The sequence below is a fragment of the Rhodanobacter lindaniclasticus genome, assembly GCF_004799035.1.
Lineage (GTDB): Bacteria > Pseudomonadota > Gammaproteobacteria > Xanthomonadales > Rhodanobacteraceae > Rhodanobacter > Rhodanobacter lindaniclasticus.
In genome coordinates this window covers 107,887-119,938 of the sequence record NZ_MWIO01000032.1, presented here as the reverse complement: position 1 = coordinate 119,938, position 12,052 = coordinate 107,887, and the positions used below count along the sequence as shown (strand labels likewise).

Sequence of the window (12,052 nt, the reverse complement as noted above, 5' to 3'; positions counted from 1 at the left end):
TATTCACATGTAGCGACGCACACCGATATCTGCACCTCTCTATTCGTCAGAAGCGTCAGATGTGTAGAAGATACAAGGTGAAAGTGTCCGCAGAATCGGGGTAGAACCCATTGAGATTTCCTCCGATGGCGCACAGCTCGTGCAAGCCACCACGGATGAGGCCCTGTTCTACCACCCCATCGGCGATGAGGAGACGCTGACCGAAAGCACTAGCCGCATGGGGCTTGTTATCGAGAGCCTCAGTTTTAAAGACGGCAACAAGTGGAAAATGTGGAATGGCTCCGAGACGCTGGGCTACGCGATGGAAGATGAAGATTTCATCGGTCGCGTGAACAATGGGGAAGCGTTCCGTAAGGGCGATACCCTCACCTGCGATGTGCGTGTGACACAGACGAAGTCGGGGACCGCCCTCAAGCTGCAGCGCGTGATTGTGAAAGTACACGACCACAAGACTTCACTGGATCAGCCCGATCTCGATCTGAGCAAATGATCGTCGCGGTTTTCAAAAGATCGGGGGCAGGTTCACTTTCTCACGGCAGTCAAGTGAACCTAACCCCGATAGTCGGGTGCGGACGCCGTGATCATGCGAAGCGACCGCAGCAACAGCGACAGGCATGTTGTGGTTGAGGGCGAAGCGATCAAGTCACGAGCGATGCAATCTCGCATCAGTAGCAGGACGTTTCACCCTAGACAGGTACGTCCTGCCGACTTTCTTCAGTGACCACACGAACAACACAGGGGAGAAAAATATGACCGCTAAACGTTTATTCATCAGCTTCGACTATGACCACGATGCTGATCTCAAAATGCTGCTTGTGGGTCAATCCAAACACAAGGACACCCCTTTCGACATCGTGGATGCGTCAGTTAAAGAGCATCTGACTGGCGACTGGAAGCAGAAGGTGCGTGGGCGCATTGAACGGTCGGATGTTGTTTGCGTGCTTTGTAGCACCACGACGCACACTGCCAAGGGGGTCGAGGTGGAGCTAGCTATCGCGAAAGAACTCAAAAAGCCATACTTTCTTTTGCAGGGTTACGCAGACAAAGTCTGCAAGAAGCCTGCAAACGCGACAGCTACTGACAAAATGTATAACTGGACTTGGGATAATTTGAAGCTATTAGTGCATGGAAACCGCTAATGACTGACTCTTCCAAACGCACGCTATGGCACGATGTATCCGAGGGAACGGTCTACCCTGCCAACGACAAATGGCATTCGCATCTGCTTGATCAGTACAAGCTGTACGTAGAAATGGCAGACAGGATTAGCCAGCGAAGAACAAGCGCCAATACTTACTTCCTGAGCGTGAATTCGGCGATCCTTGCTTTCGCCGGTTACCTTACGTCAAAGGACAGCACCGACTACTTATGGTTAATGGCAATTGCAGGCATTTTGCTATGCGTGCTTTGGTTCAACATCATCACGTCATATCGAGACCTCAACACTGCCAAGTGGGAGGTGGTGCAACAGATCGAAGAACGCCTTCCTATAAGCCCCTATGCCGCAGAATGGGACGCAGTAGAGCGCGGCAGAAACCCGAGGCTCTATCGGCCGCTTTCTCATATCGAACGTGTCGTTCCTTGGATTTTTGTTGGCCTACATCTGGTTGTGTTCGCTAAGGCATTCCCATGGGGCAGCCTATTTGCATGGTTTAATACTGCCGTCTGCCGGTAACCGTAGAACAGAAAGACCGGGGTCAGATTCATTTTCTCACGGCAGTAAGTGAACCTGACCCCGATAGTCGCAGAAAGTCTCCAACATTCCCCGGTAAACGCTGACCATCCAACAACCGGCATGACCGATATCCGGGTCGTCGTGATCGAAGCTGAAGCCGAATTCACCATTGAATTCGGGAGGTGGAGGGGCCGGAAGGTTGCGCAAGAACACCCGCATTTTGTCGATGGCGGCAAGTTGGGAACCAGTCGTCTCCGCTTGAGCTGCCAGCCAGTCCGCTAGGCCGAGCACCGCCTCGATGAGTTGCGACTCTTCAGCCCGGATGTCGTAGTGCGCAGTTTTCTCTTGACGGAAATCGACCATGGGAAATTGCCCCTGATGCCCGTTTCTAGCCATCCACCCTTTTCGCCGTCGCACCAGCCAGGCGCAACGCCGCTTCCTTGAGCGAGGACCAATCCTGGTTCTCCACCCACGCGAACGCGCAGCGCCCGGCGCTGCGCCTCTCCCACAGCTCGCCAATACGCTTCTTCTCCTTGCTTTCATCGCCCGTTGCGATGTGGTTGCCCTTGTATTCCGCCGCAATGATGCCGCCATGATCCATCCGAATCAGGAAGTCGGGGTAGAAGCGATCAGAAGAAGTAGGCAAGGAGAATGAACTGGGCTTGCGTTCGACGTTGCGGACCCAGCAGTCCACGCCAGCCATATCGTTGGCGATGAACTCGGCGCACAGGAATTCCTCGCCTTCGGATTTCAGATTGCCGATTTGCGGAAAGAAATGGCGTTTGAGTGTCGTGAAGCCGCTGTACTGCCAGTCCCAGGCGTAGCGCCCTGAACTCAATACGCGCTGCAAGTCATCGCCTACGCTCAAATGGGCTTCGTCGCCCAACAAGCTCAACAGGCCTTGCGCGGTCGCACCATGCTTGGCCGCCTTCAGTTGCGCCGCCAACACCTGGCGCAGGCGAAACTTGCGATATGCCAGTTCGTCGATGGTGAAGCCGCGATGCTCCTGCAAATAGCGCAACGCGCCCGACAACCACGCGGCAAGTTCGGCAGGGTCCATGTTGCCATTGGGGTCGCGCAGCTGGTTCTCCAACCACCACAGCAACCCGGCTTCACTTGCCGGTTCGCGTACAAACAATCGCATCTGCACGTCGAGCTTTTCGCCGGGGTCGCTCCTGACCTTGCCCTTTTCGTCGATCCGCAGCCGCGTTCGCTGCATGGCCTCCAATTCGCGTGGGAACTCGCTTTCCTTCAACTCCGCCGGGACGTCCCGCAGGCTCCATGCACCCTCCAGCGCTGGCGACTCGCCGGCATCGACCAGCAAGTCGCCTTGCCGCCATGCCAGCAGTGGAACGGCAAAGCTGTCTCCCCGTTCCGATGGCGTCGGAATATGCTGCCTTCCCGGCGCGTTGAGATGAGCAAAGGCCTCCTCGACAGCAGCCGCGGCCTGGGCCGAGTGGAAAGCTTCCTTCAAGGCCTGCTGATCGTTGCGGGTCCATTGCCCCCGGAGCGTCATGCTGCCGGTTTCCGGAGACAGCTCCAGGTTCTTTTCGAAGCGCTTGCGTGTCGCCTCGGGCAACGCCGACAAGTCCGGCAACTCCAGCTGGTCGTCCTTCTGCGGCAGCGGCACGGTCACGCTGTCCTGCTGACGCAATAAATCATCCTGCCCGGAGTCGCTGCCAAGAGCACGGATCAAGTCCTTCGCGTCCTGGCGCTCGAAGCCGGCGTTGACCAGCCCGTCGCGCAGGCTTTGCGCCACCTCCACGATGCGCTGCGATACCGCGAACGCATAGGCCTTGTTCAGGGCTTCGCGTTGCTTGCGCCGCGCGCGCGGCATGCGCAGGACGCGCCCGAGAATCTGTTCCAGCGCCGTACTCGTGGAGCTGGCGCGAAAACTCATCAGGACATAGGCAAACGGACAGTCCCAACCTTCGCGCAGCTTGTCCACGGTAATCACGTAGCGCAGCTTGCAGGCCGGATCGGCGATATCGGTAGTACCCAGTTCGTCCAGCGTGCCGGTGGAAATGGCAACCGCGTCGGCAGCCACCTCGAAGTCTTCCACCAGTATCTGCTTGACGCGCTCGGCGGTGAACGTGTCCTGGCCCTCGCTGCGCCGCTCCGCCTGCAACAGCATGAGCGGCCGGATGTACTCGCCGGTGGCCGCCCGTTCGGCGTCGGCCTCGATCTGCAGACCAGCCAGGCAATTCATGGCCTCGCGCAGCGCCACTTGCCAGTTGCCGTGGGCGGCCAGTTCCACCGGCAGATTGATCATGTCTTCGGCCTGCAGAGTGGCAGCCGAGACGGAAAACAGCACGTTGGACGGCTGGTAGCTCCGGTCCGGCGTGGCGGTGAGCTCCAGCACGGCACAAGGCGACAGCCGCGCCAGCGTGTCGAACGCAAGCTGGGTTCCCTGGTTGTGCGCCTCGTCCACGATCACGAACGGCCGGCGCAGGCGCAGCACATCCACCAGCGACTGGTTGCCCACCTCCGACGCGGGCACACCCTCGAAGTTCGCCATCAGCTGGCCGTTCTGCTTGTACACGCCAAGCCGGCCCGTATCCTCCTGCTTGAAGGACTGCATGGTGGCCACGACGATGACGTTACAGGTGTCCAACACGCCAGGCTGCAAGCCCAGCGCCTCGTCAATGGTCAGCACGCTGAACCGGCCGAGTTCGTCGACCAGCGAGTCATGCAGCAGGTTCCCACGCAACTTCAAGGCGCGCAGCGTCTGCTCGCGGATCGCCTCGGTCGGCACCAGCCACAGGGTCAGCGAGTGCTGCACCCCCAGCAGGGCATCGTTGACGCGACGGATGGCTTGACCGCCAATCAGGGTCTTGCCGCCACCCGTGGGTATGCGCAGGCAGACGCAGGGAACATCGTCCGCGACCAGCGCTTGCGGCGAGCGATAGGGCACGCCCACGCCAAAACGTTCGCGGGCCAGCGTTTCGTAGGCCTGCACCGCGCCGTGGTCGCGGTAGCCGAGCAGGAACCGCTCGAACGCATCCAGCGCCTGGCATTGGTAGGTTTTCAGCACCGGGTTGGCCGGGCATTCATGGTCCACAAGGCTCATCGCGCCACCCTCAATTCGTACGGCAACTGCTTGAACACGATGCGCAACGCGCGCAGACGCTCCGGCTTGATCAGGCAGCGCGTGCCGTAGACGACGCGCGGGCCATCGTGCAGCGGCAGTTCGTCCAGCAAGGGCGAGGTCAGCACGTTGCCGCCGCCGGCGGATTTGTCCTTGAGGATGCCGTTGTAGAGCATGTACACCGCGCGGCCGTCGTGCACGCCAAGCAATGGCGACGCCGGCTTCTTCGAGGCCAGCGGCGCACCGGTCTCCATGAACCAGACGAAGCGCGCCAATTCCGCGAAGCGCACTTCGGGGTTGATGTGGCCGTGTTCGTTGAACAGCGGCTTGCCGAGGGTGGCGTAGCGGAAGCCGCTGCCGAGGCCGGGAACCGGCAGGCGCTTTTTACCTGCCTGCGGGATATACCCCTCGATTGCCTTCCTCGTTCGCTCACGCGTCTTGGTACGAGCAACGTTGCTATCCATTTCCACCAGAATGAAGCGTAGTGGGGCGACCAGATGCTCGCTCGCACGCAGCACCGCATGCGCGGTTGTCCCAGATCCACCAAAACTATCCAGAACCAGGTCGCCCGGTTCGGTCATAGTGTCGACAAGGTCGGCAATAACCTGCGAGTCCTTTGGAAACTGGAAGGAACCCGGTCCCAACATGGCTTCGACTTCCAACGTTGCGGCGCGACCGTCCTTATAGAACACACTCATCAGCGGTTCTTCATCGACCTCGACAAGATAGCTCTTGCGATTGGGTATCGTCGTGTGATCCTTGCCGAAGTGGATGCGCGGTGGATTCTCAACCAGTGCCGCCTTCGTCGTTTCCTCTTCCCAGCGCCATCCCGTAGACGGCATCGCGCACGCCTTGCCCGTCACCGGGTGAATAATCGGATAGCGCGGGCGACTCTCGCGCCCATCATCGGGACCCGCGAAATCTGCAGCAAAGTACAACCCACGGCTATCCGACCAGTTGTAATGCTTATGCGCCTTACGCGGATCTGTTTTCGGCATCGCACGATACCAAGCCATCATCTGCTTACGGATGGCTGCGTGGTTGGTGCCGTGTTGTGCGCAAAGCGCTTGGTAGTGTTGCAGCACATCGTCAACGCCGGCCTTCTTGCGGCGCCATTTAACCTTGCGCTCTTTAAGGAGCGCCTTGTTTCGCGCAAATACGACAATGTATTCGTGGGTGATGGAGACCAGCTTCGAGTCTCCCTTTTTGCCTTTTTCCCAAACGATCGTCGCGACCTCATTACCGGCGTCAAATATCTCCCGCATCAAGGCCAGAAGGCTGGTCAGTTCGTTGTCATCAATTGACACGAAGATCGCACCGTCATCTCGCAGAAACTTCTTCAACAGCACCAACCGCGGATACATCATGCACAGCCACTTGTCGTGGCGGGTCAGGTCCTCGGCTTCCTTGCCGACCACCTTGCCCAGCCACTCGCGCATCTGGGGGCTGTTGACGTTGTCGTTGTAGACCCAGCCCTCGTTGCCGGTGTTGTACGGGGGGTCGATATAGATGCATTTCACCTGGCCGCCGTAGTGCGGCAGCAGCGCTTTCAGCGCCAGCAGGTTGTCGCCTTCGACGATCAGGTTGCCGCTGTCGGCGTCGCCGCAGGCCAGTTCGGGTACGTCGTGCAGCAGGCGGAACGGCACCTCGGCGTCGTGACGCACCACGGCGTCCTTGCCTATCCAGTTCAATACGGGCATGTCAGGAAAAGAGCCTCTCGATCAAGTCTGCCGTGTCGATGCGCTGATGCGCAGCGACGTCAGCGAGAATGGCATGCAGGGTGCCAACCTTCAGTGGCGAATGGTCGGGCACGGTGAGGGAATGCGGCGTGGGCGTGTTGCCGGTCAGGCGGATGTGGCTGCCGCTCTGGCGGGTGACGGCATAGCCAAGCTTTGCCAGGGCCTTGATGAGTTGTCGCGCATCGACGTCGCGCGGCAGCTTCATGCGGCCAGCACTTCATCGCGGACGTAATGCAAGCGGATCACCTTCGGCCCCTGCCCTTCGTCGAAGTGGCAGCGGACGGCGTCGCGCACCATCGTGCGGAGTTCTTCCAGCGTTTCCGCTTCGGTGAAGATGGCGTGGCCCAGTGCACGCGCGCTGTAGCCGCCCTCGGGAGCCTCGTCGACCTGGAAGATGATCTCGTTCATGGGAAACCTCGGCACGCTGACAACCGTTGCATGGCGATCCCCTTGGGTGGATCGCCACGGCATTGTATGCGCTAGGGTCTCACAAGGTGAGAGGCGTTGATGGCCTCGCCGAGAGGGGACGATGGATCAAATGCGAACGCTGGATGGCGACCAGCCATCGCCATCCAGCGCATGCCTCAGAGCTCCACACAATCAAACCGCCGGTCCGCCTCCACCTCGGCGTCGTAGTCCACATCGCCGCGGTCGAAGCCGAACAGCTTCAGGAACTCGTGCTTGTAGCCGGCGTAGTCGGTGATTTCGCGCAGGTTTTCGGTGGTGACGGTGGGCCAGAGGGTCTTGCAGGGTTCCTGCACGTCGTCGCGCAGTTCCCAGTCGTCCAGGCGGATGCGGCCTTCGTCGTCGGTGGGCGCGGCGGCGCCGTCGGCGCGGTAGAGGCGGTCGTGGAACAGGCGGTTGGCCTGTTCGATCGGGTTTTCGTGGATGCCCTTCTCCTTCATGATCTTGAAGGCGATGGAGACGTACAGCGGGATCACCGGGATGGCGGCGCTGGCCTGGGTGACCACGGACTTCATCACGCCGACGTAGGCCTCCAGCCCCGGGTGGCGGCTGCGCAGTTGCTTCGCCGTGTTGTCCAGGTGCTGCTTGGCCTGGCCAAGGGTGCCGTGCCAGTACATCGGCCAGGTGATCTCGGTGCCGATGTAGCTGTAGGCGATGGTCCTGGCGTTCTTGGCCAGCACGCCGGCCTGGTCCAGCGCGTCGATCCACAGCGCCCAGTCCTCGCCGCCCATCACGGTGACGGTGTCCTTGATCTCCTGCTCGGTGGCCGGCTCCACGGTGGCCTCGATCACCATGTCCTTGTTGGTGTCGACCGAGGTGTTGTGGAACGGCTCGCCGATGGTCTTGAGCGCCGAGCGCACCACTTCGCCGGTGTCCGGCAGCTTGCGCACCGGCGAGGCCAGCGAATAGACCACCAGGTCGATCGGGCCGCCCATCTCGTTCTTGATGATCTCGATGGCGCGGGCGCGGGTCTCGTGCGCGAACGCGTCGCCGTTGATCGACTTGCTGTACAGGCCGCCGGCCTTGGCCGCCTTGTCGAACGCGGCGGCGTTGTACCAGCCGGCGGTGCCGGTCTTGTCGGAGCTGCTGGGCTTCTCGAAGAACACGCCGAGCGTGGCGGCGCCGTAGCCGAACGCGGCGGTGATGCGCGAGGCCAGGCCGTAGCCGGTGGAGGCGCCGATCACCAGCACGCGCTTGGGGCCTTTGCTCTTGTCGTGGCCGGCGGCCTGGGTGATCGCGATCTGCTCGAGCACGTTGCGCTCGCAACCGACCGGGTGGGCGGTGACGCAGATGAAACCGCGGACTTTGGGCTTGATGATCACTTGGCGCTCCTGATGCTGTTCGGCAATGGGACATTATCAACCAGCAGCGCGGCCATGCGCTGCCGTAGGGGTGATTCGTGGCCTGCTCTTGCGCGACGCTGATGACCGAGCATCGACGTGGCGGGGCATCGGCGCGATCCCGCACCCTCATCCGGCGCTTCGCGCCACCTTCTCCCGGTGGGAGAAGGGAGGGCAATGCATCACGCCGGCAGATCACGTCCGCCTACCGCCAAAAACAAAACCCCGCACAAGTGCGGGGTTTTGTTCTTGCAAGCGACGCGGGGTCGACCGATCAGGCGGCTTCGACCGCCGAGGCCTGGGCGCCCTTGGGACCCTGGGTGACTTCGAACTTCACCCGCTGACCTTCCTGCAGGCTGCGGAAGCCCTTGCTGGCGATCGCCGAAAAATGGACGAACACGTCCGCCCCCCCGTCCTCAGGCGCGATGAAACCGAAACCCTTGGCGTCGTTGAACCATTTGACCGTACCGAAAGTCATTGCGTGAACCTCTGGATCCATGGAATGGTGCGCCAGAACTGGTGCGGCTGTTCCCCCCGGCTCGCCGCGCTGGCTCGGCGAAAGTAGCAAGAGGTGAAGCCGCATTGCAATACGAAGAAGTCCGGTCCGTGCACAAATTCACCGGATGCCCTCAAGCCCGCAGCAAGGCAGCCAGGATGCGCGGCACCTCGGCGGTCGCGGCGGCGAGGTGGGCGAAGATCTCCTCGATGCTGATTTCCGCCTCGTCGCCGCAGCCGGCGGCGAAGTTGGCCACCAGCGCCAGGCAGACGTAGTCGATCTCCAGCTCGCGCGCCAGTACGGCCTCGGGCATGCCGGTCATGCCGACCAGGTCGCAGCCGTCGCGCTTCATGCGGGCGATCTCGGCGCGGGTTTCCAGCCGCGGCCCCTGGGTGGCGCCGTAGCAGCCGCCGTCGATCACGGCGATGCCTGCCGTGCGCGCCGCGGCCAGCAACTGCCGGCGCAGCGATTCGGTGTACGGCTCGCTGAAGTCGATGTGTTTCACCTCGGCGCCTTCGACATCGCAGTAGCTGGTGTAGCGGCCATGGGTGTAGTCGATCAGCTGGTCCGGCACCACGATCACCCGCGGCCCCATGTCGCCGCGGATGCCGCCGACCGCGTTGACCCCGACGACCCGCCGCGCGCCCAGGCTGTGCAGCGCCCACAGGTTCGCGCGGTAGTTGACCCGGTGCGGCGGCAACGTGTGGCTCTCGCCGTGGCGCGCCAGGAAGGCCAGGCGCCTGCCGGCGAAGTCGCCGACCACGATGTCGCCGGAGGCAGGGCCGTAAGGCGTATCCATCGTGCGGCGCTCGGCGTTTTCCAGGCCCGGGAAGTTGTACAGGCCGCTGCCGCCGATGACGGCGAGGTCGATGGGGTGATGATCGGGGTGTGGCATGGTGATGTTCCTGTTGCGACTGCCAAGAAACTCGCCGAATCAAGCTCCCTTCTCCCCTCGGGAGAAGGTGGCGCGAAGCGCCGGATGAGGGTTCGGGCGGCGATGGATTCCCCGCTCCGCCCGAACCCTCACCCCCACCCCTCTCCCGGTGGGAGAGGGGCTTTTGCACCCACGGAACTCGGCAACCTATTCCCTATTCCCCATTCCCGTCCTTCAACGCATAGATCGCCGGCAGGTTGCGCCCCTGCTCGTAGTAATCCATGCCGTAGCCGAACACGAAGCGGTCGGGCAGTTCCACGCCGTTGAAATCGGAGGCGATGCCGTCGACCAGGCGATCGTGGCGCTTGGTGCAAAGGCTGGCGATCAGCACTTTCTTCGCGCCGCGCTTGTAGCAGTCCTCGCGCACTTCCTTCAGTGTGTGGCCTTCGTCGAGGATGTCGTCGACCAGCAGCACCACGCGATCGGCCAGCGGCACGGCAGGTGCGCGCAACCAGTGCAGCTCGCTGCCGGTGGTTTCGCCCCGGTAGCGGGTGGCGTGCACGTAGTCGAACTCCAGGTCGGTACGGATCGCCAGGGCCAGTTGGCCGGCGAAGATCAGCGCGCCGTTCATCACGGTGAGGAACACCGCCCGCTCGCCGCCGAGCGCGGCGTCGATGCGCGCACCCATGGCGGCGATCACCGGTTCCAGCTCGTGGCGCGCGTACAGCAGGTCGGCCTGCGCCAGCGCGTCGGTCAGGGAGGGATGTGGAGTGTTCATGCGTTTCCTTCGGCGTGCAGCGCCGTGATGCGGGCGACGAAACGGTCGCGCTGTGGATTGTCGGCGAGGCCGGCCCAGGTCGGGCCGATGGCGCCGCGCAGCGCGGCGATCGACGCGGGCATGGCGCCGGTATCAGCGGGCAGCGCGGCCAGCGCTTCCTCGACCACCTCGGGGAAGCAGGCCAGCACCAGGTCGCAACCGGCGTCGAGGTGCGCCCTCACCCGCTCGCCCACGCTGCCGGCCGCATCGGCGGCGGCCATGCTGATGTCGTCGCTGATCACCGCCCCGGTGAAGCCCAGTTCGCCACGCAGGACCTGTTCGATCCAGATGTTCGAATAGCCGGCTGGACGGCTGTCCACGGCCGGATACGTGACGTGCGCCATCATCACCGCCTCGACGCGTGCCTCGATGCACTCGGCGAACGGACGCAGGTCGTCGCGGCGAATCTCGTCCAGGCCGCGCGGGTCGATCGCTGCCACCTTGTGGGTGTCGCCGGTGACCGAGCCATGCCCCGGGAAATGCTTGAGCACCGCCGCCATGCCGCCCAGGTGCATGCCGCGCACATAGGCCTGGCCCAGCTCGGCGGCCACGGCGGGATCGGCATGGAACGCGCGCAGGCCGATCGCCGCGTTGCCGCGGGCCAGATCCACTACCGGCGCGAAGCTGAAGTCGACGCCGCTGGCGCGCAGTTCGCTGGCCATCACCCAGGCGTGCTCCTCGGCCAGGCGGATCGCCTCGTCGGGGTCACGGTCATGTACCGCACCGATCGCCGCCAGCGGCGGCAGCCGGATGAAGCCGTCGCGGAAGCGCTGCACCGGGCCGCCTTCCTGGTCCACCGCGATCAGCAGGTGCTCGCCGCCGGCATCGCGGATCGCTTCGCACAAGGCCATCAACTGCTCGCGCGAACGATAGTTGCGCGCAAACAGCAGCACGCCGGCGACGCCCGGAGCGCGCAGCCAGCGCTGCTCGGATTCGGCCAGTTCAAGCGCGGCCACGCCGATCATCAGCATGCGGCATCCTCGGCAGCGCGCTCGGCCGGCGACCACTGCCGGTACGGGTGCGCGATCAGGTTGACGTTGTAGTAGCGCGTCAGCGCACTCACTTCGCGGCCCAGCCACGCCGGCCGCGGAAATGGTGCATCGACCGCCGGCAACTCGACCTCGGCGACGATCAGGCCAGCGTTGTCGCCGCCGAACTCGTCGACCTCGAACAGTACGCCATCGACGCGGACATGGTGGCGGGTCTTTTCCAGCACGCCGTCGCAGAGGCTCGCAAGCATGGCGCGCGCATCGACCAGCGGGATCGGGTAATCGAACTCGGCCCGCGCAATGCCGGCGGTGGCGGCCTTGATGTTGAGCCAGGCCTGCTCACCGGCCAGCCGCGCGCGCACCGAGGCGCGCGCGTGGCCCTCGCGCAAGGCCTGCGCGCCGACCAGGTAGCCCTGCGCGATCGGCTCGCTGCGCTCGATCGCGGCGCGCCAGTCATCGCTGGCCAACAGGAATTTGCGTTCGATCTCGATCGGCATGGATGGCTGCTGCTTTCCGTCTACGGCAAAGCCGCAACGAAACGAGGCTTTATCGAAGAGTGCGGCCATGGA

General features: G+C 62.8%; 14 protein-coding genes. 3 read left to right on the top strand and 11 right to left on the bottom strand.

The annotated features are described in order from the left end of the window. Positions 1-70: 70 nt before the first annotated feature. The 3 genes from B1991_RS12685 to B1991_RS12675 all read left to right on the top strand — a co-directional run bounded on the left by B1991_RS12685 (position 71) and on the right by B1991_RS12675 (position 1,675). Positions 71-490: an LAPAL motif-containing putative phage structural protein gene (locus B1991_RS12685; protein WP_484335304.1), complete on the top strand. Its 420-nt coding sequence runs from the start codon at positions 71-73 to the stop codon at positions 488-490. Between the two features lie 259 nt (positions 491-749). Next, positions 750-1,139 (top strand): TIR domain-containing protein, encoded by a 390-nt coding sequence (locus B1991_RS12680; RefSeq protein WP_136259039.1) that lies wholly within the window; start codon positions 750-752, stop codon positions 1,137-1,139. Beyond that, positions 1,139-1,675, top strand: a complete 537-nt coding sequence (locus B1991_RS12675) for a RipA family octameric membrane protein (protein ID WP_136259038.1) — start codon at positions 1,139-1,141, stop codon at positions 1,673-1,675. The genes B1991_RS12680 and B1991_RS12675 overlap by 1 nt, the downstream gene beginning before the upstream one ends. Positions 1,676-1,711: 36 nt before the next feature. Here the strand turns inward: B1991_RS12675 and B1991_RS12670 are convergent, their stop codons facing one another. From B1991_RS12670 to B1991_RS12620, 11 genes are all read right to left on the bottom strand, one after another. Next, positions 1,712-2,038, bottom strand: coding sequence for a hypothetical protein (locus tag B1991_RS12670; protein ID WP_136259037.1), 327 nt, complete (start codon positions 2,036-2,038; stop codon positions 1,712-1,714). 25 nt (positions 2,039-2,063) lie between these two features. After that, on the bottom strand, positions 2,064-4,745 hold the full coding sequence (locus B1991_RS12665) for a DEAD/DEAH box helicase (protein ID WP_136259036.1): 2,682 nt from the start codon (positions 4,743-4,745) through the stop codon (positions 2,064-2,066). Next, positions 4,742-6,463, bottom strand: coding sequence for a site-specific DNA-methyltransferase (locus B1991_RS12660; RefSeq protein WP_136259035.1), 1,722 nt, complete (start codon positions 6,461-6,463; stop codon positions 4,742-4,744). Before B1991_RS12660 ends, B1991_RS12665 begins: the two co-directional genes overlap by 4 nt. A 1-nt stretch (position 6,464) precedes the next feature. After that, entirely contained in the window at positions 6,465-6,707 is a 243-nt protein-coding gene (locus B1991_RS12655; RefSeq protein WP_136259034.1) for a type II toxin-antitoxin system HicA family toxin, read from the bottom strand. Continuing rightward, entirely contained in the window at positions 6,704-6,910 is a 207-nt protein-coding gene (locus B1991_RS12650) for a 2-oxoisovalerate dehydrogenase (RefSeq protein WP_136259033.1), read from the bottom strand. Before B1991_RS12650 ends, B1991_RS12655 begins: the two co-directional genes overlap by 4 nt. Positions 6,911-7,086: 176 nt before the next feature. Continuing rightward, positions 7,087-8,289 (bottom strand): enoyl-ACP reductase FabV, encoded by a 1,203-nt coding sequence (gene fabV / locus B1991_RS12645; protein WP_136259032.1) that lies wholly within the window; start codon positions 8,287-8,289, stop codon positions 7,087-7,089. A gap of 292 nt (positions 8,290-8,581) precedes the next feature. Continuing rightward, on the bottom strand, positions 8,582-8,785 hold the full coding sequence (locus B1991_RS12640) for a cold-shock protein (RefSeq protein ID WP_136259031.1): 204 nt from the start codon (positions 8,783-8,785) through the stop codon (positions 8,582-8,584). A gap of 151 nt (positions 8,786-8,936) precedes the next feature. Next, a complete protein-coding gene (locus B1991_RS12635) occupies positions 8,937-9,698 on the bottom strand; it encodes an S-methyl-5'-thioinosine phosphorylase (protein ID WP_136259030.1) in 762 nt (253 codons plus the stop codon). 193 nt (positions 9,699-9,891) lie between these two features. Next, entirely contained in the window at positions 9,892-10,455 is a 564-nt protein-coding gene (locus B1991_RS12630) for a hypoxanthine-guanine phosphoribosyltransferase (protein ID WP_136259029.1), read from the bottom strand. Further along, positions 10,452-11,465 carry a beta-N-acetylhexosaminidase gene (nagZ, locus tag B1991_RS12625; protein WP_136259028.1) on the bottom strand — a complete coding sequence of 338 codons (1,014 nt, stop codon included), beginning with the start codon at positions 11,463-11,465 and terminating at the stop codon, positions 10,452-10,454. The genes B1991_RS12630 and nagZ overlap by 4 nt, the downstream gene beginning before the upstream one ends. Then, positions 11,459-11,980, bottom strand: a complete 522-nt coding sequence (locus tag B1991_RS12620) for a CYTH domain-containing protein (RefSeq protein ID WP_136259027.1) — start codon at positions 11,978-11,980, stop codon at positions 11,459-11,461. The genes nagZ and B1991_RS12620 overlap by 7 nt, the downstream gene beginning before the upstream one ends. Positions 11,981-12,052 lie beyond the last annotated feature (72 nt).